Raw genomic sequence first — 23,178 nt, forward strand, 5'->3', positions numbered from 1 at the left:
TGCGAGCAGCAACACCCATGGCCCGGCTGTCGTCACGTGCAGCCCTGGGGTCGCCCCGGACACCTCACCTCCCCAAGGAATAACTGTGCGTCGTCGCATCGCACCGGTCGCCCTCGCGGCGGCGATCACTGTCTTGCTGAGCGCCTGCGGTTCAGGCGGCCTCCCCGGCTCCCCCGCCGAAAGCTCGAACGTCACCACCATCACCTGGTGGGACACCTCGGACACCGTGAACGAGGCCCCGACGTTCAGGGCGCTGGTCGCCGACTTCGAGAGAACCAACCTGGAGATCAAGGTCGACCACGTCAGCGTCCCGTTCACCGAGGCCCGGGCGCGGTTCCAGGCCGCGGCCGGGAAGGATGCTCCCGACGTGCTGAGAGCCGCTGTGGACTGGACCGCGGGGCTGGCCAAGGCCGGCCTGCTGGCTCCGCTCGACGGCACCGAGGCCGCCACCGACGCCGAAAAGCTCCAGCCTCAGCTGATCGAGCAGGCCAGGTACGACGGCAAGCTGTACGGCATGCCCCAGACCACCGACATCCTCGCGCTGGTCTACAACAAGGGCCTGTTCGCCAAGGCGGGCATCAGCAAGCCCCCCGCCACCTGGAACGAGCTCAAAGCCGACGCCGCCCAGATCAAGGAGGAGACCGGCGCCGACGGCTTCGCCTTCCACCCCCAGGGCTACTACGCCATGCCGTTCCTCTACGGCGAGGACGTCGACCTGGTCGACTTCGCGAACAAGAAGATCACCGTCAGCTCGCCGGCCGCGGTCAAGGGAATCGACGCTCTCAAGAGCCTGGTCACCGCGCCGGGGGTGGCCAGGCTCGACACGACCGACGACGGCTACACCAACGTCATGCAGGCCTTCAAGAACGGCAAGGTCGCGTCGATCATCCAAGGCCCGTGGGAGAACGCCAACATATTCAGGGGCGCCGCCTTCGCCGACAACGGCAACCTCGGCATCGCCACCGTCCCCGGGGGCAGCAGCGGAAAGGCCGGTGCCCCGCTCGGCGGGCACAACCTCGTCGCCTCCGCTCGCTCGGACGCCGCGCACCGGGCCGCCGCGCTGAAGTTCATCGCCTTCATGACCTCGTCGAACGCGCAGACCTACACCGCCGTCAAGAACTCGACGCTGCCGACCCGCACGGACGCCTTCACCTCCCTGGTGAGCGTCAACCTCGGCATCCTCGGCTACCAGAAGGTGCTGGACAGCGGCAGGCCACGCCCCGCCCTCGCGGAGTACAGCGCTCTCTACGACCCGTTCGGGGCCGACCTGCTCAAGATCCTCTCCGGCCAGGAGAGCACCAGGGCCGGCCTGGACCACGTCGGCGCCGAGGCGAAGAGGCTACTGCCGGACTTCGCCGACCGGTGACCCATCCGCCGGTCGGCACAGCACCCACGCGACGCGCCCGGAGGACGTCCGGGTCGGCCGGAGCGGGCCGACCCGGACGTCACGATCAGACGAGGTCGTACCGGTCGAGGTTCATCACCTTGTCCCACGCCGCGACGAAGTCGTTCACGAACTTCTCCTTCGCGTCATCGCTCGCGTAGACCTCCGCGAGCGCGCGCAGCTCGGAGTTCGACCCGAAGACGAGGTCGACACGGCTGCCGGTCCACCTGACCTCGCCCGTGGCCGCGTCGCGACCCTCGAAGGTGTTCGCGTCCTCGGATGTCGCCTTCCACGTCGTGCCCAGGTCGAGCAGGTTGACGAAGAAGTCGTTGGTCAGAGAACCAGGGGTTGCGGTGAAGACGCCGAGCGGCGACTGCTGGTGGTTCGCGCCCAGGACTCGGAGGCCACCGACGAGGACGGTCAGCTCGGGGGCGCTCAGGGTCAGCAGGTTCGCCCGGTCGATCAGCAGGTACTCCGCCGACAGGCGGTTGCCCTTCCCGAGGTAGTTGCGGAACCCGTCGGCGGTCGGCTCGAGCGCGGCGAACGACTCCACGTCGGTCTGCTCCTGCGACGCGTCCACGCGCCCCGGTGTGAAGGGGACCTCGACGTCGAAGCCGGCGTCCTTGGCGGCCTGCTCGACGGCGGCAGCACCGCCGAGCACGATCAGGTCGGCGAGCGAGACCTGCTTGCCGCCGGTCCGGGCGGTGTTGAAGGACTGCCGGATCCCCTCCAGGGTGCGCAGCACCGTCGCCAGCCGGTCGGGGTCGTTGACCTCCCACCCGCTCTGCGGCTGGAGGCGGATGCGCGCACCGTTGGCGCCGCCGCGCTTGTCGCTGCCGCGGCGGCAGGTCGAGGCCGACGCCCACGCGGTGGATACGAGCTCGGACACCGTGAGGCCCGAGTCGAGCACCCGGTCCTTGAGGGTGGCGATGTCCTCGGCGTCGATGAGCTCGTACGTCCTCGCGGGGAGGGGGTCCTGCCACAGCAGCGGCTCGGTCGGAACCTCGGGGCCGAGGTAGCGCACGATGGGGCCCATGTCGCGGTGGGTCAGCTTGAACCACGCCCGGGCGAAGGCGTCCGCGAACTCGTCGGGGTTCTCCAGGAAGCGTCGCGAGATCCGCTCGTAGACCGGGTCGAGCCGCAATGAGACGTCGGTCGTCAGCATCGTCGGGGCGTGGCTCTTCGACGGGTCGTGCGCGTCGGGCACGGTGCCCGCCCCGGCGCCGTCCTTCGGCCGCCACTGGTTCGCACCGGCGGGGCTCTTGAACAGCTCCCACTCGTACCGGAACAGGGTCTCGAGGAAGCTGTTGTCCCACGTCACCGGGGTGGGCGTCCACGTACCCTCCAGCCCGCTGGTGATCGCGTCGCCGCCCTTGCCGGTGCCGAAGGAGCTCCTCCAGCCGAGGCCCTGCTGCTCGATCGGGGCGGCCTCGGGGTCGGGGCCGACGCTCTCCGCCGGGCCCGCGCCGTGGGTCTTGCCGAAGGTGTGACCGCCCGCGATCAGGGCGACCGTCTCCTCGTCATTCATCGCCATCCGGCGGAAGGTCTCACGGATGTCGCGGACCGCGGCGATCGGATCCGGGGTACCGTTCGGGCCCTCTGGGTTGACGTAGATGAGGCCCATCTGGACCGCGCCGAAAGGATCCTCCAGCTCACGGTCGCCGCTGTAGCGCTCGTCGTCGAGCCAGGTGGTCTCGGGACCCCAGTAGACGTCCTCGTCGGGCTCCCAGACGTCCGCACGACCGCCGCCGAAGCCGAAGGTCTTGAAGCCCATCGACTCCAGGGCGACGTTGCCGGCGAGGATCATGAGGTCGGCCCACGAGAGGCTCCGGCCGTACTTCTTCTTGACCGGCCACAGCAGGCGGCGGGCCTTGTCGAGGCTGGCGTTGTCCGGCCAGCTGTTGAGGGGCGCGAAGCGTTGCTGGCCGGCCCCGGCACCGCCGCGGCCGTCGCTGATCCGGTAGGTGCCCGCGCTGTGCCATGCCATCCGGATCATGAGCGGGCCGTAGTGGCCGAAGTCGGCGGGCCACCAGTCCTGCGAAGTGGTCAGCACCTCCGCGATGTCCCGCTTCACCGCCGGTAGGTCGAGGGTCTTGAATGCCTCGGCGTAGTCGAATTCCTCGCCGAGGGGGTTGGCCACGGCGGGGTTCTTGGCGAGGATCTTCAGGTTGAGCCGTTCGGGCCACCACTGGCGGTTTCCGCCGCCCTGAGTCGGGTGCGGGGCGCGCTCGTGCGCGACCGGGCAGCCAGCTCCGCCCTCCGTTTTCGCGTCTACGACGATTGCGTCATGGTTCTCAGACATGGGAATCCTTCCGGACCTGGCGGATCACGATGCTAAGGAACTGCGGGCGGTGGAACGGTCGAGGCACAGGCCCCAGGAGATGACCTCGGCCTCGTCGATCAAGAAGCCGTGGTCGTCGGACACGGTCGGCAGAGGCTTCGCCGACCTCGCAGTCGACGTCAGTGGCCAGAGCACACGACCGGCACACGACGTGGTTGTCCCCGACGCTCCCCTCGAACCGAGCCGGGCTGCCGGCAGGTTCGATCCGGCGTACGAGTCCGCGACGGTGAGCGCGTGGAGGGCCTCACACACGGCTTGAAGGGAGATATGGCCCACGCGACCGCACACCCCGGAGGCGATCGCCTCGGAGCCGAGGGGGTCACCGTCACGGACGGTCTCGAGCAGCGCGACGCGGGCGCCCGTCACCCGCAGGCCGGCACCGCGCAGCTCCTCGGCGGTGGCCGTCACGTCTCTCTCCTGCCGTACTGGGGAATTCCCATCCCTTGGCTGTCACCAAAATCGATCCTACGATTGACAAGATCTAAGTCAAGAAGCACGCCAGACTCATATCCGATCGGACCCAAGAAACCCGTTGGTAAACTCCGGACATCCCAATGGACCTGAATAGGTGAACCGATATGAGCGACCTGCTGGAGCGACTGCGAGGACGCGGCTGGCGGATGACCTCCCAGCGGCGTGTCGTTGCGGAGGTCCTCGACGGCGACCACGTGCACCTCACGGCCGACGAGGTGCACGCCCGTGCGGCCCAGCGGCTGCCCGAAATCTCCCGGGCGACGGTCTACAACACCCTGGGCGAGCTGGTCTCCCTCGGCGAGGTCATCGAGGTCTCCACCGACGGCCGCGCCAAGCGCTACGACCCCAATGCGCACCACCCGCACCAGCACCTGGTGTGCTCGAACTGCGGCACCATCCGCGATGTCCACGCGACCGGCAATCCGCTGGCCGACCTCCCGGCGGAGGAACGCTTCGGCTTCACGGTGTCCGAGGTCGAGGTCATCTACCGCGGGCTGTGCCCGTCCTGCGCCTAGTCTTCCGAGGCTCGAGTACGGGCGGGGCGGCCAGGTGCGCCCGGCTACGTGATCGACGCTTGTCACCACAGCGTTGAGGCTCCGTCACTACGGTCGAGCGTGGCCGGGGCTGCACCGGTAGCACCCGTTGCTGCTAGCCGCGCAGCGAGACGGCTACCGAGGTCCGACGGGTTCCCGGAAACGCCACCGGAACGAACGGGCGCCAGGCGTCACCGCCGTCCGAACCGCCGCCGGAAGGGCACCGCGAACACCCTCGCCGTACTCCGTTCGATCCGCGCCGCCCGCCCCGACGGCGCCCCGGCCTACGTGATCCTTGACAACCTGTCCGCCCACAACGGCAAGAAGATCCTGCGCTGGGCGAAGAACAACAACGTCCACCTGTGCTTCACGCCCACCAACGATTGCTGGGAGTGACTTCGTAGGTCAAGCAGCGAGTTGGTAGCGGGCCTGGTGGTTGCGCTGGTGCTCTTGGCCCAGGTGGTAGGTCCAGTAGCGGTCGAAGTCGCCGTTGGCGAGCAGTGCGCGGAGTTTCAGGACGGCTTCGGCGCCGGCGCTCCGCCCGGCCGTCGACGCGTTCGTCCGACAAATTCGCTACCCGGCGGCCGGAGCGCCGTGATACACAACCGCCGTGCAAAACATTTTGGAGTTCCCCGAGGTCCTGCGGCTGATCGAAGACCGCTCGGCCGCGTTCCGCGCCGCGATCGCGTCCGCCCCCGACCTTGACGTCCAGGTCCCGACCTGCCCGGACTGGACGCTGCGCGAACTGGCGCAGCACCTCGGCGACGGCCGCCGCCGCCAGGCCGCCATCGTCGCGGCGGGCCCGGGCGCTGAGCCCCCGGCGAGGACGGACCCGAAGGGCGCCCCGACCGCGCCCCGCGACCGCGAAGCCCTTGACGCCTGGCTCGCCGAGTCGACCGAGCTCATGCTCGACGCGATGCGCGAGGCCGGCCCGGACCGCGGCTGCTGGACCTGGTGGGGCCGCTCGCAGGCCCCGGAGACCAGCGGAGCCGTGGCCCGGCACCAGATCCAGGAGATCGCCGTCCACACCTACGACGCCCAGCTCACCCAGGGGGCCGCACAGCCGCTGCCGACGGACGTCGCGGTCGAGGGCGTCGACGAGTTCCTGACGACCGTCTCGGCGACGACCGTACCCTGGCCGTTCAAGCCGGCGACCATCGACCTGCACACGACCGAGGGCCGCTCCTGGCGCCTGACCCTCGACGCCGACGGCGTCCGCTGCGACGACCTCGCCGCCGACGCGGAGCCGGGCGACATGGCGATGCGAGGCGCAGCGAGCGAACTGGTCCTCTACTTCTACGAGCGCGTCCCGCTCGACGGCCTGGAGACCACCGGCGACACCGAGCCGATGGAGCAGCTCGCAGACTGGGACCCGAACGCGTAAAACGCGCACTTGTGACGCATCTGTCGGTTGTGCGCGCGCTCCTGCGGGCGCCACTGGGCCCGGGGTTGCGGACATCGCGCGGCTGCGGGCAGGCTGCGGGCCTGCTGTTCAAGGGCGAAAGGCGCACCTGCGGGCGGCTCGCGCTCGACTGGGGACAGTGCGCGGCGGGTGCAGATTGCTGGGACTGACCTCGTAGATCAAGCAGCGAGTCGGTAGCGGGCCCGGTGGTTGCGCTGGTGTTCTTGGTCGAGGTGGAAGGTCCAGTAACGGTCGAAGTCGCCGTTGGCGAGCAGGGCGCGGAGTCTCAGGACGGCTTCGGCCCCGGCCAGTGACCATCGGGCTCCGGTGATGTCCAGGCGGTCGCCGATCAGGTGGCGTCAGGCGCCTTCCGGCCGAGGCCAGCAGCATCATCGCCCGTCGATAGTGCACTGTGTTGGTGCTGCCCCGGCGCACGATCCGTTGTAACTGCTGGCCCTCCTGGTCGGTCAGCCTCCTGATCTTGACCAGCTCCGCCACCACGCCCCCAAACTCGTCGGATGTCCGTCTCATCCAACCGGTTCCGGCCCCGCCGCCGCCAACCCGGTAAACGTTCCCGGTCAGAGCACTGGCGAACAGGGCGAGCCGGACGGGCCGACGCCGTTCCGAGCAGCTGCGCCCTCCTGCTCCCGCAGGCACCTGGCTCAGCGACGCCGATCCCCCGGGCCGGCGGCGGTGGGCTGCCCGTCGGCTCGGCTTCGGGGTTCTGCTCCCGGAGGTCTGCCGAGGCACGGGCCTCGGCACCGTCCGGCCTAGGCTGTACGCATGCCTGTGCACTCGATACCGAACGGGCCGCAGACCGGTGGAAGCGATCTGCGGGCCACCGGTCTGGACGAGGTCAGGTGCCTGCTGGCTGATCGGGATGTCGTGGTCCTGAGCGGCGCCGGGCTCTCGACCGAGTCGGGCATTCCCGACTACCGGGGCGCGACCGGCACCCTGCGGCGCCGCTCACCGATGACTTACCAGGAGTTCCTCGGCAGCGAGGAGGCCCGGCGCAGGTACTGGGCGCGCAGCCACGTCGGCCGGCAGACGATCACCCGCGCCCGGCCCAACGCCGGACACCGGGCGGTCGAGGAGCTGCGCCGGTCCGGGCACGTGTCGGCGGTGATCACCCAGAACGTGGACGGACTGCACCGTGCCGCCGGAACCCTAGATGCCGTCGAGCTGCACGGCGGTCTCGACCGGGTGGTCTGTCTCGGGTGCCGGCACACCAGTACGCGCGACGACCTCGACCGGCGCCTGCACGCCATGAACGGCGCCTTCAGGGACGCGGACTCACCGGTCAACCCGGACGGGGACGTGGAACTGCCCGACTCGCTGGTGGCCTCCTTCCGCATCGCGCCGTGCGAGACGTGCGGGGGCATCCTCAAACCCGACGTGGTCTTCTTCGGTGAGAACGTACCCAAGTCCCGGGTCCAGCAGTGCTACGACCTGGTCGACGGCGCACGGGCGCTCCTGGTCCTCGGGTCGTCGCTGACGGTCATGTCGGGCCTGCGCTTTGTACACCACGCCGCACGCGCCGGTAAGCCGGTCGCGATCGTGAACCAGGGAGCGACCCGCGGGGACGACTACGCGGCCGTCACAGTCTGCCTGCCACTCGGGGCGGCGATGACGGCCCTCGCGGAGCAGCTCGGGGGCGCGCGGCCGCCGCAGGGGCAGCACACGCGGCGCGCGTGAGATCCAGCGAGTGAACGGACCGCCGGGAGAGGAGAGATCATGTCGTCATACCCCCGCCCGGACGGTGAGCCCGCGGAGCGAGACCTGCTCGGCCTCGCCGTACGCGCCGGGTCGCTGACTCCATCCTCAACCGGTCTCCTGTGGTCCGGCGGTGGCGCTGGTCGTGGCGGTGGCCCGCGCGTACGCGGCGGCGCGGATCTGGGAGGGACCGCAGGCCCAGACCATGATCCGGCCGCCGGCCCGCGCCACCGGGCGGTCCCAGGCTGCCCGGACCAACCAGGGTCGGCGTACGGCGAGTTCGGCCCTGGCCCAGTCCGGAAGCAGGTCGATCGAGGCGTTCGTCAGCACCCGGACGGCAAGGCGCTCACGACGGCTGCGGCCGAAGCCGCGCAGCAGCCGGAGCACCTCCAGGGCAGGCGGCGTGACGCGCAACTCGGGCCGGATCCGGGCCAGGTAGGCCACCACCTCGGCGTGGGACCGGGGTATGTCGGTTGCGCCCAGCCGTTCGGCGACGCGTGCCGCCTCGGCGTAGTAGCTGTCGCACTCGGCGGAGCTCAGCGGGGTGGCAGAGAACGTCTGATAGCCGGTCAGAAAGCAGTGCACCTCAGCGGTGTGCACCCAGGTGAGCAGCTCCGGATCGTCGGCGCAGTAGGGGCGGCCGTCCGGTGCGGTGCCGTGGATCCGCAGATGGATCTTCCGCACGCCCGCTATCGCCTGCTCGGCCGCGGCCGTCGAGCCGAGCGTGGTGGTGGTGACGAAACGGGCCGTCCGATTGAGCCGCCCGGTCGGGTCGACCCGGAAGTCGGAGTGCGCGTCGACGGCGGCCATCGCCAGCGGATGCAGGGACTGCAGCAGCAAGGCCGCGAAGCCGCCCACCAGCATCCCGGCCGGGTGTGCGTGCACCCGCCACACCACGCTGGCCGGGCCGAAGAGGCCGGGGTCGCCGGCCGGGCGGTCGTAACGCTCCAGGTGCAGGTCCTGCCCGTGCACGGTGGCGTTGATCTCGGCCAGCAGCCGGGCGCGTACCGCGGCGAGCGGCGAGCGCCGCCCGGCTACACCAGCTCGTGATCCCACCGTGCCCGCCCATCGTCGCCCCTTGCCACCACACTACCGACGGGGCCGGTACCGGTGCGGGAGCGCGCAGCTGTTCGTCCGAGTGCAGGAGTTGCCCGGCGAGATCTTCGCGCTCCTCCCACAGGCGCACCGCGGCGCCCTGTCCGTCCCCCTCGATCACCTCGAAGCCCGCCTCACCGAGCTGCCCGCCCTGGCTACCCCCCTCCTCCGTCGGTGCGGGGAGTCCTAGGGCGCGTATCGAGTCGCGATCATCATCCGGTCCGGGTGAGGTCTTTGAGCTAGATCATCGAGGCGCGCACGTGGAGGCCGGCGAGGTAGCTGTCCGGGGTCTTGTCGTACCGGGTGGCGCATCGCCGTAGAGCTCGTCCTCGGCGGCGTCGGTCTGGCCCGCCTCCGCGAGGATCTCCTTCGCGATCTGCTCGTAGCTACGGCTGGCGTGGTTGGAGGCCGAGGCCTCGAACTTCGAGCCGTCGACGGCGAGCACCGCCACCTCGACCAGGCCAGCCTCGGCGCAGAGGTCGAGCACCTGGCCGCAGAGGTCAGCGAGGGCCTCCTGGTGGCGGACCCGGAAGCGGGCGATCGTCGTGTGGTCGGGGGCCTGGTTTGCGCAGATCACCCGGAAGGCGACGTTCTCGCGGCAGCGGCGCTCGATCCCGTGCGAGCTTCGCTCGCCGCGTGGACACACGAACGCGTGTCCACCTTCAAGGGCGAAGGCCCGGGCGCCGAAAACGAGAGCATCACCTCCGGTGACAGACATATCATCGGGTCGGTCGTCAGGGCGGAAGCCGAGCCGCGCTGTCGGATTCAATTCGAAGGCGCCGACGCTCGCGCCTGACGTTACGTCCGAGTCGAGGAGGAGACAGTTGGCTCTGCGGAAGAAGGGCACCCGCCTGATCACGGTCGATGGCATGGCGTACCGGTGGCGTGTGTCCGGCGGGGCCGGTTGCTGCACAGGGTGCGCGTCGGGGCGGTTCGAGTTCGTGGTTGAGCAGGCCGACCAGAAGGGCGCGGTGTTGATGGCGGCGACATCGGCCTTCCCCGTGGTTCCCTCCATCGTCGGGGCGGGGGTTCGCGCCGCGCTCGATCACGGGTGGCAGCCGGCGCGAAGGGGATCGGCTTTCCGACTGACCGGGCTGGTGTAGACCATATCCCCGCCGCCGGAGGCCCGCGATCGGAGGGCGCGCGTGGCGTCAGCGATCCGGCAACCCGACCAGGGGACCGGGGTTGCGGCCATGGCTGAGGTCAGCGGGCTCTCATTGGCTATCAGGTTGAACTCGCGGCGTCGGTGGCCGGGGCTGGGCGGCGACCAGCCCTGTCTCGGCCAGGCAGCCGTCGATGAGGTGAGGCCGGCACTGGATCTTCCGTAAGCCTCGCCTGACCGTCCGCACGAGGTGGTCGGGGTCGGCGAAGGCGACGTTGGACAGGAACCCTCGTCGCAGCAGTGACCAGACGCCCTCGACCGGGTTGAGGTCGGGAGCGTACGGGGGCAGCTGATAGACGGTCAGCCACTCCTGGGACGCAATGAACTTCTTCATACCGGCGGCCAGGTGGGTGTTCAAGTTGTCCCAGATCAGGACGATCGGGCCGCCGAGCTGGGCATGCGCCGCGACGATCAGGTCGCGGTAGTCGCTCCAGGCGAAGCTCTTGCGGCCCTTGGCCTTGCCCTGGCCGTCGTCCAGCCTGGGCCGGTAGATCAGCCGGGACCGCTCGCCGGGCTTGTAGCAGGTCAGGGCGGCGATCGAGATCCGGCGGCGGGAGCGGCCGCGCACCCGGACGACGGGCGTCTTGCCGCGGCGCCCCCAGGTGCGGGCCCGCGGCGGCGTCATCGAGACCCCGGCCTCATCTTCGAAGACCAGCCAGGCTCCGAGCGCCGCCGCTAGGCTTTTACCTGCGGCCACACCTGCCTCTTCCACACCTCGACCGCCCTGTCGTCGCGCTCGATCGCCCGGCGGACCGGCTGCTGGCACGACCAGCCGTTGCGGCGCATCAGCTTCCACACACCTTGGACCGTGTACGAGATGTGGAACCGCCGGCCGATCAGAGTCTTGATCCGCACCAGCGTCCATCGTTGGTCCTCCCAGCCGTGCGCCAGCGGTCCCTTCTCCAACTCCCGCTCCAGCTGAACGAACAAAGCGGGCAGGGAGCCAACGCAGACCCCGAGCGGGAGGAGCGACGACGCATCCGGCGTCGCCGAAAGCTGCGACTGAAGGCCGCCCTCCTGGGACGCTCCCGGGGCGGGCAGACCAGCAGGATTCACGTCGTCGGCGACCGGAAGTGTCGCCCGCTGGCGTTCATCCTGACCGCCGGGCAGGCCGCCGACAGCCCGCAGTTCATCCCCGTGCTGAAGAAGGTACGGGTCCGCGGGCCGGTCGGCCGTCCACGCACCCGACCCGACGCGGTCGCCGGGGACAAGGCCTACTCGTCCCTCGGCAACCGCACCCACCTGCGCAGACGCCGCATCAAGGCAGTCATCCCGGAGAAGAGGGACCAGGCCGCCAACCGGAAGAACAAGGGCTCCAAGGGCGGCCGACCCGTCAGCCACGACGCAGAGCTCTACAAGGAACGGAACACCGTCGAGCGCCTGATTAACAAGCTCAAGGCCTGGCGAGGCATCGCCATCCGGTACGACAAGACCCCGGACAGCTACCTCACTGGCCTCCATCTGCGCGCCTCAATGATCTGGCTCAAAGACCTCACCCGGACCGGATGGTGATCGCGACTCGATACACGCCCTGGAGCCTCAGTCCAGGTCGGTCTCCGCGAGCACCCTGCGGAGCACGCTCCAGGAGAGGTCCGAGTACGTGGTGAACTCCCGCTTTTTGCGGGCCGCAGAAACCTTCCATTCTCGTCGGGCCCATGACGACTCGTCAGGCAAATGGTGTAGCGCCGGATTGCTCCGCATGCCGACGTGGTCCCCCCTGCGCGACGGGCGGTCGGGCCCTGCGCCCGGGCGGGCCCTGCGCCTCCAGGATTCGCGACTCCGAACCCCCGGGGTCAACGCCTGCTTGTCACCCGGGAACTGGCGGAGCGGCCGTCGATACCAGGCGGGTAGGCGCGCTCCGACGGGGCGGCGAAGCCATCAGCAGCCAGCGGGAGCGGGCCGACGTTCTCGGCGTCCACCGCCCTGGGCGCTGGCGTGACCACCGCACCGGCGGACCCGACCGTTGCGACACGTATGCGGATGCCCGCGTGTCTCGACACGTGGCAGTGGTCGTTCGCATACGGTGACGATCCGTCAGTAATTCCGTCTACGACGGAGGGAGACGCGCGTGTCCATGCGTCGTCCGGTCCGCTTCTCGATCCTCACCGTGTCCGTCTGGTGTTGCCTCGGCTCGGTACTCGCCCCACCCGCGGTGGCCGTCACCCGGTCGCTCGCGCCCGCGCTCGCGCCGGGAACCTGCCCCGGCACGCCCCAGGTCCGCCACGCGGCGGCCGGGATCGACTTCGGCGGCAAGGAGAGCACGGCCGACCCCGACGGTACCAGGGGCGCCATCGCGCGGGCGCTGCGGGAATCAGGGCTGCTGCCGAGCGGCTGGAGCGTCGATGCCGCCGGCAGGGTGACCCGGGGCGACTTCGCGATCGACGTCGAGCCGGTGTCGGTGCGCAGCGGCCTGTCGTACGCGCCGGTGGCCACCGCCCGGTTCACCGGCGCGGACTCGGCCGTGGTGCAGGTCTCGGACCGGGCGCGGGCGGACTTCGTCCGGCTCGCCGTGGCCGCGAAGCTGGCCGAGCTGGACCGGATCGTCACCGAGCGGGAGGCCAAGGCCCGACGCGACGTCACCAGCGCCCTGGTCGAGGGTCTGCTCACTACCAAGAACATGCGGACCAAGCCGCCGGGCACCGAACCGGTGCCGCTCAGCCCGCGTGACCTTGGCAAGGTCAAGGCGCTGGGGCTGCTGACCGGCTCGTCCGACGCGAAGCTGGACGCGCTCGGGGCGGCGGTTGCGATGGGCCTGCTGGACCCGGACCCGGCCTCACCCCCGCACCTGTTCCCGGGCAACGAGCCGCTGGCCGGCCGGGCCGCCAGTGCCGCGCGGGCGGACACCGTCCGGGGGCTGCTGCCCACCGGGTCCCTGGACGGGTTGCTGGACGGTGCTTCGCAGGAGGATCTCCAGCAGCTCCGCGCGGTCCGCGGCTGCCAGCGCGACACCCTGCGGGACAGCGCCACCGGTGTCATCGCAGCCCGTGCCAGAGCCGACAAGGCGCTGACCGACAAGCTCGATGCGGCCCGCACGCTGCCGGTGGTGAACCGGGTGATCGTGGGCGGCGGCTGGGCAGCGACCGTCGACTACCTGACGCTGAACCCGCCGGCGGCCCCCGGTGGCAAGGTGCCGCCGGTGCTCGCGGTGGCCGCCGGCCCAGGTATGGTCACCAACCTGGGCGACTTCCGACTCACCCAGCCCCCGATGGACATGGAGCTGCCGGGCGCGCCCTTCCAGCCGACCGACTTCGCCCGGGACCCGGTGGACTTCAGCTACTCCACGGATTTCGGCAAGGCGGTCGGCACGGCCGCCGCCCTGGCCGGGATGCCCACCTACCGGACCGCCATCACCAAGGTCGAGCAGCGCGGCGACGCGAAGTGGCCGGACGGCGCCGCGTACCGGCTGACCCTGAGCAGCGGTCGCCTGCTGTACGCCCGGACGGTGGACGTCGCCACCGGCCTCGGGCCGGCCCGGATTCCCGACGCCCCCAGGAAGCTCACCGACCGCACCTTCTTCGACCCTCAGACCCACTACCGGCTCGTGTTCGACCACGACGGCGCCCCGACCGTGCTGGACCGGGACGGCAACAGGGTCACCGATGGGCTGCCCGACCAGGTCGGCTGGCTGTTCGGCGTGAAGCTGGAGAACGGCAGGCCGGTCCGGCTGCCCGACCGCTCCCCGTTCCTGCTCGACCGGTCGGGCCGTCCCACCGACCCCTGCGTCGTGGACCCGCAGAGCGGCGTGTGCGTCGACCAGGACACCCGGCTGCTCTTCGACCAGGACGGCCGCCAGGTCGACCGCGACACCGTGGACCCGGACACCCTGAGCCGACTCGGGTTCACCCCGGACGGGGGCTTCCGGAGCCCGGGCTCCATCGCCGACCCGGACACGGGCTATTCGGTGAACCCGATCACCGGCGAGATCATCCGGACCGCCACCGGCGAGCCGGTCACCCCGGACTTGCTGCCCGCCGAGACGGCCGAGCAGTTGGCCGCACTGATCCGCCGGCACCGGGTCAACTACGGCGGCGACAACACCAGCGCGAGCTACGACCCCGGCGACCGGGTGCTCGTCGTGGGCGGCGGCGCCGGCGGCGCCTCCGAGGTCGAGCAGGCCACCGGCGGACGGCGCCAGGTCACTTGGGGCGCCAAGGACCGGCCGCTGGCCGCGAGCGAGTCGGACGTCCCCCAGGGGCCGAAGGACGGACTCGACCCCAGGGGGCTGTGGCGGATCGCCAAGGACCCGGCGGATCCGAGACAGGAGCAGGCCAAGGTCGACCTCAGCTTCCTCGGCGACGGATTCAACCGCCGAAACACGCTCCCGGGCGTCGGCGCCTTCTCACTGGAGGTGTGGGAACCCGTCACCCGGACCAACGATCTGCCGACCCGGATCCGGTACACCGTCCTCGACCAGTTCCAGACGACCGGCACCGACCCGGCCGACCGAGCGCTGTACGACCGGATCGTCTACACCATCGGTCAGGAGGCCGCCGACCCGGGCGGTGCGGCCGCCCTGCTCAGCGGTGTCAGCCTGTTCCCGATCCCGGATCAGCCGGGCGGCGAGCTGAACGGGCTGACCGACGCCGACCGCGGCCTGCGGGTGCTCGGCGCGGCCGGCGTAACCCGGAGCGTCCTCGCACTGACCTCGCCCGATGGGGTGGACAGCCTGCTGGCGCAGATCCGGGAGCAGGGCCGGGCGCTACCCCCGGACGCCCGCGGCATCACCCCGAGCATCCGCTACCACGCCCGGCGCATCGCCGAGTTGAACCGGACGACAGGAGCAGTGATGTCCCGTCAGATGTAGACCGAACAGCCTACAGTCGGATTGCTGGGTCTGCCCACGCACGGAGGCGCGGAGGGAGCTTGCAGCATGCACATCGACGACGTCGCCACGGTCAGGATCCATCCGGCGATCGGTGTCGCCCGGCGCGCGGCGACGAGTGGATCGAGCTCACCCACACGCCTGGCGTGGTCGCCGTCCACTGGACGGTGCACATGGTGAACCGGAAGGCCGCATCGCTGCGCTTCGTCGGCGATACCCCGCACAACAACGGCCCGGACCGCAACGCGCTGGTGATCGATCCCGGCCTCAGGACGCTGCGCGGCCCAGCGACCACGACGGTCAGCTCGGCCCCTGGGAGCGACTGCCCCCGGCGCAGGACCGGCACTTCGGCCCGCGGGACGAGGTGGAACTCGCTCCCGGCCCTACGGTTCGGGTGACCACCTCCCTGCTCGGCTCGGGCGACCATTTGCGGAGGTCTTTGCAGCCGGTCGTCCATCGTGCGGGACCGATCCCTGGCGGAGAACACCTGCCCGGCATTGGAGCCGCGACGGTCTGGTCTCCTACAAGACCGTGCGGCGTTCATGCCGATCAGCGAAGTGACCGGATCTGGGGCGCGAGGCCCCATCCTGCGACATGTCCGCCCCCATCTCGACCTCCAGCCGCGAGCTGCGGCCTTCGAGATCACGCTGCTGTGCGGGATCCACAGGCGCCATGGTGAGAGACGTCTCCCCTCCCCGCCGAAGACGCACTTCTCGCTATGCGGAGTCGCCGCAGGTCAGGGGCCGTTTCGCTCAACAGGTACGCCCGGAACACCAGACCCGTGGGCGCCCCCGACCGGACCATCCTCCCCTGGTCGCCACGCGGTCGGCCTTGACAGCGACGTCACCCGGACGTAGATCGGGAAGCATGAGTCGGCACGAGCCGGTGAAGCGAACGAGGCCGCCCGTCGGGAACGACGCGGCGACCGACCCGGACGCGACCGCCGCGACAGGTGCCGGCCGTCCCGGCCGGGCGGCCGAGGCCGGGGAGGCCGACAGTGTGACGGCGGAGCGCGAGGACGCCCTGGTGGCGGCCGTCGTCAAGGCCATCAGGGAGACCGGCGCCCATGTCGGGAGCGTGTTTCTCCGCTCCCAGGACAGCCGTTCGATCGTGCTGGCCGCCACCTGCGGTGCATCGCCGTCCCTGCTCGGTGGCTGGCGGCTCATCCCGGTCAACAGCCCCATTCCGGTGGCGGCGGCCTACCGGTCGGGGCGGACAGTCCATCTGGCCGACGCCGGCGAGACGATGCGACGCTATCCCCAGCTCGCGGTGGCCCTGCCGTACGCGTTCGGCTCGGCGTCGGTGCCGGTCAGGGCCGGCCAGGAGAGTCTGGGGGCGCTGGCGGTGGTGTGGTCGGCGCCGCCCGGGCACGCGGGGCTGTCCAGGGCCCAGCTTCGCCACCTGCGGGCGATCGCCAACCGGCTCGGCGCTGCCCTCGCCGACCTCCGAGCCCGCGGGGGCGTCCTCGAGTACGACGCCACAACGGTGCCCATCGAGGTCCCGCCTCCTACCGCACCGGCCGTACGGGTCGGCCTGTTCGATTGGCGACTCGACACCGGGGCCGTGGCCGCCGACGACGAGCTGTGCGCGATCTTCGGCCTCACGCCCGGCACATTCGACGGGCGGGCCGACACGCTGGCTTCCCGGCTCCACCCCGGCGACCGCGTCTCGCTCCGGGCCACGGCCCGCGCGGCCATCGCGGACGGCAGGGTACTCGCCCGCCGACTGCGCATCCGCACCGCCGACGGGTACCGCTCCGTGGAGCTGTGGGGCCGCGTGCCGGAGGCACCCGGAGAGGAGGTGCGGAGTCACCTGGTCGGCTGCGTGCTCGACGCCGCGGCTGGCTCCGCAGCCGTCACCGCGGTGGAGCGGCTCCGGGACGGGCTCTTCTCCCTCGCCCCGGACGGGCGGGTCACCTACGCCAATCGCAGCCTGGAGCAGCTGCTCGGGGCGCGTGTCCCGGAGCTGCTCGGCCGCCGCCTGTGGGATGTCCTGCCCTGGCTGTCCGATCCCGTCTATGAGGACCGGCACCGAACCGCGCTGGTCTCGCAGCAGCCCACCACTTTTCTCGTCTGCCGCCCGCCGGACCGGTGGCTCGCCTTCTCACTTCACCCGGACACGAACGGCGTGACCGGCAGAGTGGCGCCTTCCGAGCCGCCGCACTCACCGTCGGCAGTATCCGGGCCACCGTTGGAATCCCGGGAATCGCCCGGCCCACCGAAGGCTCAGGCAGCGCCCGCGCGCCTGGGCGCCATCTACCGCGTGCTGCAGCTTGGCAGCGCGCTGACCGAGGCCGTCACCACGGACGAGGTGTGCAACGCCGTCGGCGACCAGCTCCTGCCGGCCTTCGGCGGACAGCATCTGGCCATCTACGTGATCGACGAAGGCCGTCTGCACCTGCTCTTCCACACCGGCTACCACGACCGTTTCCTGCACTGGCTGGAAGGCAAACCGCTCGACACTCCTCTGCCCGGAACGGAGACCCTGACCTCCGGCGTACCCCTGTTCATCGAGTCCCGGCAGGATCGCACCGACGCCTATCCAGCCCACCCCACGGAAGGCGTCGGGGCCTGGGCCTATCTGCCGCTGATCGCTTCCAACCGCCCCGTCGGCACCTGCATCCTCGGCTTCGACGAGATCCACCACTTCACCACCAAGGACCGCAGCATCCTGACCGCGCTCAGCGGTCTGATCGCCCAGGCACTCGAACGCGCGCGTCTCTACGACGCGAAGTCCGCCCTCGCCCACGGCCTGCAGAACGCACTCCTGCCACACCGCCTGCCTGTCCTGCCGGGCATCCGCACCACCGGCCGGTACCTGCCCGGCACCAGCGGAATGGACATCGGCGGCGACTGGTACGACGTGATCCCCACCGGAAGCGGCGTGGCCCTCGTCGTCGGAGACGTCGAGGGCCACAGCGTCGCCGCAGCCGGCACCATGGGCCAATTGCGCAGCGCCGTACGAGCCTTCGCCACGGCCGGCCACTCACCCAGCGCCGTCCTGGCCGGAACCAACCGGCTTCTGGTCGACCTCGGTCCCGGGCTGCTCGCCAGCTGCTGCTACATCCGCATCGAGCCGGGCACCGACCATGCCTACGCCGTCCGCGCCGGGCACTGCCCGCCGCTGCTGCGCCGTCCCGACGGCAGCACCGACGTGCTGGAGCTGGCAGGCGGCCCGCTCCTCGGAGTCGACGGCACCAGCACCTATCCGGAGACCCGGCTGGACCTTCCCCGCGGGTCGATCCTCGCCCTCTACACCGACGGCCTCGTCGAGGAACGCGGCAGCGACATCGATCTGGGCATCGACGACCTGCGGGCCTCGCTGGCCCACGCCCGCGCCGGAAGCCTCGAGGAACTCGCCGATCAACTCCTGCGAAAGGCCCGGCACTCCTCGCACCGTTCCGACGACATCGCCCTGCTGCTCACCGAATACCACCCCGAGCAGGCCCCGCAGGCCGGCTGACGGTCAGGGTCGAGGCCTGCCCCGCCCGGCACGTCTCGTCGCGGCGGCTTCCCCACAGATCAATATCGCCCTACCGGGCCTGGGTTGGTTCGCGGCAGAACACCCCCTTCGAGAAGTCCACGTTCGACCACACGGTGGCAGGCACCATTGACGCGCAGGGCGAGGACTCGTATGACACGAGGCAGCTGACCGTCATCGACAACACCGTGAGCAGCACCGAGCATTAGGGTGCGTTTCATAAGCGGTCGCCCGCTGATCTCCGCAGCATGATCGGCCAGTACAGTCGCCGTCATGGCAACACCGGTACTGCGGGCGATTGAGTGGGACGGGACGTCATGGGACGACCCGTCTGACGACCAGCTGCACGATCTGCTGGCCGACATGAGCCTGACCTGGCGATTTGTCGTTGTCCAGCGGCTTGACCTCGAACCCGTCGGCCAGCACTACATGCAGGTCTATCTCAACGACGACCTCAGCTACCAGGTCGAATACCGCGAGGGTGGCCCAGACAGGCACTTTCACGCCCGGGTGCCGCGCGAGCACGAGGTGTTCGCCGTGGAGCCCGTTGCCGAAGTGCTTCAGGACTGGGCCCGGGGGCGGCCGGGCTGGCGTGAAGCTCTTCCCTGGGCCCCGTGGCCACCGGTGGAACCAGCGCGATGAACCTCGTGCGGCGCGATGCGCGCCACGCGGCCCCTCACAGCCACTCGTTGATCGCCGCGATGACCACGGTGGCTTCGTAGCGGACGGCGAGTTTGTCGTATCGAGTCGCGACGGCCCGGTGTCTCTTGAGGCGGTTGATTCCGCATTCGACAGCGTGGCGTTCGCGATAGTCGGCCTTGTCGAACTTCGGTGGCCTGCCGCCGCGCATGCCGCGCTTCTTGCGGTTGCGGATCTGGTCGGTCTTCTCCGGGATGGTGCAGCGGATGCCGCGTCTGCGCAGGTAGGCGCGGTTCGCGCGAGAGCCGTATGCCTTATCCGCGCGGACCTTGCGAGGCTTGGTGCGCGGGCGTCCCGGACCGACGCGCGGGACGCTGACGCGGTCGAGCACATTCTGGAACTGCGGGCTGTCATGGCGGTGGCCAGCGGTGATGACCAGGGACAGCGGCTTCTGCCCCTGCTCGACCGCGAGGTGGAGCTTGGTCGTCAGTCCGCCCCGGGAGCGTCCGAGTCCGTGGTCGGCCGGTTCGGTGTCGACGCCGCCGGGCGGTTCTCGTTGAAGAGCCCCTTTTTCCGGGCGCCGGCGGCGTGCTGGTGTGCGCGGGCGATGGTGGAGTCGACGCTGACATCCCAGGTGATCAGCCCGTCGGCGTCGGCCCGGGCCTGGAGCTGTTTGAGGATTCGCTTCCAGGTCCCATCGCGCTGCCAACGCCGGAACAACCCGTAGACGGTTTCCCACTCGCCGTACCTGATCGGCACGTCCCGCCACGGCGCACCCGTCCGTGTCCGCCAGCGAATGCCGTCTATCAGCTGCCGCTTGGACCAGACCGGAGGCCGTCCCGGCTTCTTCCCCACCGGCAACAACGGCTCCAGCCTGGCCCACTGTGCGCTCGTCAGATCCCCACGTCCCACACGGTGATCATTACAGAGCTTGATCGACTTCTGAAACGCACCCTAATCGACCGCCCGGCCGTCACCCGACCGGACGAGCGCATTCCCGAGGAGATAGCTTTGCAGTTCCGCGTCGCCGACCTCACCCTCCACTGGACCGGCACCGACGACACCACCCCGCCTGGACACATCATCGCCGCCGGCCACGATCCGTTCGGCGACCTCCGTGTCTTCCTCTGGGTCGGCAATACGCCCGCTGACGACGCCTACCGCGGGTCCCTACTGATAAAGCACCATCAGGCCGTCGCTGCCTACGGCCCCAGCGGAAGCTACGTCACCGGCCTCGGCGATCAGACCGCGCTCCTTGCCCGGCTCGCCGACAACGGCCTTCGCCGGACCAACGACTGAGGAACTGTACGACGCGCCTGCACTCCCAATCGGGGCGCACCTGTGGACGGCAGCGTCTCCGCCAAGTCGCGCGGACCGGCGACCGCTCGACCGTCCCGGTGGACGACCTCCCGCAGGGCGGCTCCGGTCAGGCCATCACGTTCAGCCCGCGGAGCGTAACCGGCCTGAGGCTCCGGCAGGACCGCGACGTCGAGCTCGGTCTACGGCTCCTCCTACTCCCCGCCAAGGCGGTCGACAACGACCGCCCCACCCGCTTCTGCACCGCAGGATCGACCGGGACCGAGTGGTACCACGTGGACCTTGGAAGCGCCCAGCCCTTCAACACCGTCCGACATCGACTGGGAGACGGCCGACGCCGGGGCCTACAGCGTTCCGTTGCCGCACATCGCTTGCCGGTACAGCGTCGACAGCGCGTCGTCGATGGGGTGGTGCTGCGGCTTCCCCGAGGAGTCCAGCTTGTTCCACCTCGTGAGGTTGACCGCGACGGACATCTGACGCTGTTGGTGTTGGAGTACACCCCGGTAGGGCCGCCGGGCTCGCCGACGGGAGGCGCCGTCAGCCCCATCTCGATCAGCTCGGCCGGGCTGAACTGCCTGAACCGGTTGTCGTCGATGCTCTCGGTCGAGATGTCCGGCAGCGCTGGAACGCCCCGGCCCGCCCAACCCTCTCGACGAAGTCCTCCTTGACCGGCTCGCCATCGCCGCCGCGACCGCCGTCGAGCGGTACGGCCCGGCCCACACCACCATGGCCGACCCCGCCCTCGTCGAACTGGCGATCAGCTCCGACAGCGACGAGGCAGCCAGAGCACGGGCGTTACGGCTCCTGGGGTTCGCCGCCTACCTGCCGGTCCACGTCGTCGCCGTACGCTCGCAGCTCCCGCTCGACCAGATCGGCGGCATGGTCTGCCCGACCCGCCCGGTGAAGGCCGCATCGCTCGCCGACGTGGGCGTCATCCTGGCCACCACTATGGACCCGGCCCGGCTTCCGGCAGGCGTACGCGCGGGCATCGGCGCCGCAAGAAGCCCCGACCGATCCTGGTGGCAAGCCCGCACCGCCCTCCGCTTCACCACCCCGCGCGAACCCGTCATCCGCTACACCGACCTGGGCGCGCTGGCTCCTGGCCGAGGTACCGCAGGACACCTCACGCGACAACGCCGACGTGGCCGCCATCGCCCGAATCGCCGGCAATCCAGAGGATCTGGAGACTCTGGACGCCTACTGCGCCACCGGCTCCCTACGCCGGGCCGCCGACCTCCTCCACCTGCACCACAGCAGCGTCGCCCGCCGACTCGAACAGATCGCAAAGACCCTGGGCATCGAACTCACCGAACCCACCGGACTGATACGGGCCGGGCTCGCCCTGACCGCATGGCGGCTACTCGACGAGTGAGGAAGTCCCGCCTCGTCAGTGGGAGTCACCCGATCAAGAGTGAGCGATTCTCACAAACGGTCGTTCGGTGCGGCCGGAATCTCCGTCAACTGTCTTGCCACGCCGGACAACCGGAAGCCAACCCGGTCAGGTCAGGAGATGCCGATCTGCGTCGCCTCGTCCGGAGGGGCGCCCGGCCTACCCCCCGCGCCGCGCCCGGTGGGCCGAGATCACGTCCCGGTACCAGGAGTAGGACGCCTTGGGCGTCCGCCGCTGGGTCTCGAAGTCGACGTGGGCGAAGCCGAATCTTTGATGGAACCCTTCGGCCCGTCGAACACCCTGTCATCGTAGGCCGGGCTCACGGTCCCGACCCGGTCCTGGTCGAACGGCTGAGCGGCGGTCGCGGCAGGTGAGGCGACACATCATGGCCCTATGTGGGCCGTCGGCAGACAGTTGACCAGTCCTGTGCGGCGCTGAACTCCCTTCCTCCTGCGGCCAGATACGCGCGTCGGGCAGCAGACATCGCGCTGACCGGTCTCGGCGCGGAAGCCTACGGTCCGCTCCTCACCCGGCTCGGCTGGACCACGGCCTGCCGGGAGGGAATGGGCGGCCGATGCCTCGGTGCGCCGGCTCCGTCCCTGACCGGGCCACCGGGACCCCAGCTCGCGGTGATGGGGATCGTTGAAAATTTGAAAATCCCCACCCCGTGCTCCGGGATGGGACAGACCTGCTCGCCTCGATTCCCCACCCCCGCCATTGTGCCTTGTGGCGGAGGGCGGCCAGCCAAGTGGCGGAGTCACCCACAGCAGCGAGTTGCGAGCGCATGATTACCATGCGTCATTTGTCCTATGATCAGACACACGATGCGTGCGCTCTGCGCCGCCACTCTCGTGATCACCCCGCTCATCGTGACCGCGACCCCCGCCCACGCACTCAGCGCGTGCACGGTCAACGGCCGGCCCGTCGCTGGTACGACCATCAACGGAACGGCCGGCTCCGACTTCATCACATGCGGAGCGGTCGCTGCCGGCGATACCGTCAACGGCCTCGGCGGTGACGACTACATCGTCATCACCGGCACCGTCGCCGGCACCATCGACGGCGGCGACGGCAGGGACTACATCACGGCCGACGCAGGGGTCACGGGGACCGGCCGGATCCTCGGCGGCGCAGGGGCCGACTTCCTCCGCGTCGGCGCGAACGCCGGCACCGTCGACGGCGGCCCCGGCACCGACTTCTGCCGGGTGGCATCCGGCAACCAGCCCGTCAACTGCGAGGCCTGACACCCACCCGTTGTGCGCCGCCCAAACAGGCGGCGCACAACCCACCCCACACCACGAGCCGAGCAGCCCTCCGCGGGCGCTCGACCAAGCCGGCCACCACGTCGGGGCGAGCGGCCCTCGAAACCGAGGCCTCTCCCTGCACCGCGCGGCCAGCACCTCGTCTCGGCCTCACTGCCACCCCC

At 70.3% G+C, this 23,178-nt stretch carries 17 protein-coding genes and 8 pseudogenes; 15 read left to right on the plus strand and 10 right to left on the minus strand.

Features of this window, described 5'->3' with window-relative positions; all coding sequences use genetic code 11:
• Positions 1–85: 85 nt before the first annotated feature.
• A complete protein-coding gene (locus FB465_RS02375) occupies positions 86–1,366 on the plus strand; it encodes an extracellular solute-binding protein (protein WP_145787162.1) in 1,281 nt (426 codons plus the stop codon).
• 85 nt (positions 1,367–1,451) lie between these two features.
• Here the strand turns inward: FB465_RS02375 and katG are convergent, their stop codons facing one another.
• Both katG and FB465_RS02385 read right to left on the minus strand, forming a co-directional pair.
• On the minus strand, positions 1,452–3,686 hold the full coding sequence (gene katG / locus FB465_RS02380) for a catalase/peroxidase HPI (protein WP_145787164.1): 2,235 nt from the start codon (positions 3,684–3,686) through the stop codon (positions 1,452–1,454).
• Positions 3,687–3,710: 24 nt separating this feature from the next.
• Positions 3,711–4,133 (minus strand): annotated as a pseudogene (locus tag FB465_RS02385) (Fur family transcriptional regulator).
• Positions 4,134–4,303: 170 nt separating this feature from the next.
• Between FB465_RS02385 and FB465_RS02390 the strand changes: the two are divergent.
• From FB465_RS02390 to FB465_RS02400, 3 genes and pseudogenes are all read left to right on the plus strand, one after another.
• Entirely contained in the window at positions 4,304–4,714 is a 411-nt protein-coding gene (locus FB465_RS02390) for a Fur family transcriptional regulator (protein ID WP_145787166.1), read from the plus strand.
• 222 nt (positions 4,715–4,936) lie between these two features.
• Positions 4,937–5,122: pseudogene (locus tag FB465_RS02395) on the plus strand (IS630 family transposase); the annotation flags it as partial.
• A gap of 220 nt (positions 5,123–5,342) precedes the next feature.
• Entirely contained in the window at positions 5,343–6,116 is a 774-nt protein-coding gene (locus FB465_RS02400; RefSeq protein ID WP_145787169.1) for a maleylpyruvate isomerase family mycothiol-dependent enzyme, read from the plus strand.
• A gap of 197 nt (positions 6,117–6,313) precedes the next feature.
• Here FB465_RS02400 and FB465_RS02405 read toward each other — a convergent pair.
• Together FB465_RS02405 and FB465_RS36540 are read right to left on the minus strand one after the other, a co-directional pair.
• Positions 6,314–6,493 (minus strand): annotated as a pseudogene (locus tag FB465_RS02405) (ISKra4 family transposase); the annotation flags it as partial.
• Positions 6,489–6,632: pseudogene (locus FB465_RS36540) on the minus strand (IS630 family transposase); the annotation flags it as partial. The pseudogenes FB465_RS02405 and FB465_RS36540, both read right to left, overlap by 5 nt.
• Positions 6,633–6,917: 285 nt before the next feature.
• Here FB465_RS36540 and FB465_RS02415 point away from each other — a divergent pair.
• Positions 6,918–7,829: an NAD-dependent protein deacetylase gene (locus FB465_RS02415; protein ID WP_145787171.1), complete on the plus strand. Its 912-nt coding sequence runs from the start codon at positions 6,918–6,920 to the stop codon at positions 7,827–7,829.
• Between the two features lie 126 nt (positions 7,830–7,955).
• Here the strand turns inward: FB465_RS02415 and FB465_RS02420 are convergent, their stop codons facing one another.
• Both FB465_RS02420 and FB465_RS37815 read right to left on the minus strand, forming a co-directional pair.
• Positions 7,956–8,903, minus strand: coding sequence for an oxygenase MpaB family protein (locus FB465_RS02420; RefSeq protein WP_145787173.1), 948 nt, complete (start codon positions 8,901–8,903; stop codon positions 7,956–7,958).
• A 571-nt stretch (positions 8,904–9,474) separates the two neighbouring features.
• Positions 9,475–9,660, minus strand: a pseudogene (locus FB465_RS37815) (transposase); the annotation flags it as partial.
• Here FB465_RS37815 and FB465_RS35540 point away from each other — a divergent pair.
• Together FB465_RS35540 and FB465_RS02430 are read left to right on the plus strand one after the other, a co-directional pair.
• Positions 9,595–9,738 (plus strand): hypothetical protein, encoded by a 144-nt coding sequence (locus tag FB465_RS35540; protein ID WP_170290472.1) that lies wholly within the window; start codon positions 9,595–9,597, stop codon positions 9,736–9,738. The pseudogene FB465_RS37815 and the gene FB465_RS35540 overlap by 66 nt on opposite strands.
• Before the next feature lie 28 nt (positions 9,739–9,766).
• A complete protein-coding gene (locus FB465_RS02430) occupies positions 9,767–10,045 on the plus strand; it encodes a hypothetical protein (RefSeq protein ID WP_145787177.1) in 279 nt (92 codons plus the stop codon).
• Between the two features lie 111 nt (positions 10,046–10,156).
• On the opposite strand, the pseudogene FB465_RS37820 reads toward FB465_RS02430, so the two are convergent.
• Positions 10,157–11,046, minus strand: a pseudogene (locus FB465_RS37820) (IS630 family transposase); the annotation flags it as partial.
• 21 nt (positions 11,047–11,067) lie between these two features.
• On the opposite strand from FB465_RS37820, the pseudogene FB465_RS02445 reads away from it, so the two are divergent.
• The 5 genes and pseudogenes from FB465_RS02445 to FB465_RS02465 all read left to right on the plus strand — a co-directional run.
• A pseudogene (locus tag FB465_RS02445) lies at positions 11,068–11,616 on the plus strand (IS5 family transposase); the annotation flags it as partial.
• A 556-nt stretch (positions 11,617–12,172) separates the two neighbouring features.
• The gene (locus FB465_RS02450) at positions 12,173–14,908 is read left to right on the plus strand and encodes a hypothetical protein (RefSeq protein ID WP_145787179.1); all 2,736 of its coding nucleotides are present in this window, start codon (positions 12,173–12,175) and stop codon (positions 14,906–14,908) included.
• A gap of 164 nt (positions 14,909–15,072) precedes the next feature.
• Positions 15,073–15,324 (plus strand): hypothetical protein, encoded by a 252-nt coding sequence (locus FB465_RS02455; RefSeq protein WP_145787181.1) that lies wholly within the window; start codon positions 15,073–15,075, stop codon positions 15,322–15,324.
• Between the two features lie 469 nt (positions 15,325–15,793).
• The gene (locus FB465_RS02460) at positions 15,794–18,388 is read left to right on the plus strand and encodes a SpoIIE family protein phosphatase (protein ID WP_211785704.1); all 2,595 of its coding nucleotides are present in this window, start codon (positions 15,794–15,796) and stop codon (positions 18,386–18,388) included.
• A gap of 291 nt (positions 18,389–18,679) precedes the next feature.
• Positions 18,680–19,048 (plus strand): hypothetical protein, encoded by a 369-nt coding sequence (locus FB465_RS02465; protein ID WP_145787183.1) that lies wholly within the window; start codon positions 18,680–18,682, stop codon positions 19,046–19,048.
• Between the two features lie 34 nt (positions 19,049–19,082).
• Here the strand turns inward: FB465_RS02465 and FB465_RS02470 are convergent.
• Positions 19,083–19,957 (minus strand): IS5 family transposase gene (locus tag FB465_RS02470; protein ID WP_425461115.1). Its coding sequence is split into 2 segments (ribosomal slippage): positions 19,083–19,609 and positions 19,609–19,957, totalling 876 coding nucleotides; the frame shifts between segments, so codons are not numbered across the junction.
• Positions 19,958–19,960: 3 nt separating this feature from the next.
• Between FB465_RS02470 and FB465_RS02475 the strand changes: the two genes are divergently transcribed.
• Positions 19,961–20,344 (plus strand): hypothetical protein, encoded by a 384-nt coding sequence (locus FB465_RS02475; RefSeq protein WP_145787187.1) that lies wholly within the window; start codon positions 19,961–19,963, stop codon positions 20,342–20,344.
• Positions 20,345–20,706: 362 nt separating this feature from the next.
• Here the strand turns inward: FB465_RS02475 and FB465_RS02480 are convergent, their stop codons facing one another.
• Positions 20,707–20,835, minus strand: a complete 129-nt coding sequence (locus FB465_RS02480; protein ID WP_425461116.1) for a hypothetical protein — start codon at positions 20,833–20,835, stop codon at positions 20,707–20,709.
• 668 nt (positions 20,836–21,503) lie between these two features.
• On the opposite strand from FB465_RS02480, the gene FB465_RS02490 reads away from it, so the two are divergent.
• Entirely contained in the window at positions 21,504–21,734 is a 231-nt protein-coding gene (locus FB465_RS02490; RefSeq protein ID WP_211785705.1) for a helix-turn-helix domain-containing protein, read from the plus strand.
• Between the two features lie 177 nt (positions 21,735–21,911).
• On the opposite strand, the pseudogene FB465_RS02495 reads toward FB465_RS02490, so the two are convergent.
• A pseudogene (locus FB465_RS02495) lies at positions 21,912–22,040 on the minus strand (family 1 glycosylhydrolase); the annotation flags it as partial.
• Positions 22,041–22,561: 521 nt separating this feature from the next.
• On the opposite strand from FB465_RS02495, the gene FB465_RS02500 reads away from it, so the two are divergent.
• Positions 22,562–22,996 (plus strand): hypothetical protein, encoded by a 435-nt coding sequence (locus tag FB465_RS02500; RefSeq protein ID WP_145787191.1) that lies wholly within the window; start codon positions 22,562–22,564, stop codon positions 22,994–22,996.
• The last annotated feature ends 182 nt before the right edge of the window (positions 22,997–23,178 follow it).

The organism is Kitasatospora atroaurantiaca, assembly GCF_007828955.1.
GTDB classification, from domain to species: Bacteria; Actinomycetota; Actinomycetes; order Streptomycetales; family Streptomycetaceae; genus Kitasatospora; species Kitasatospora atroaurantiaca.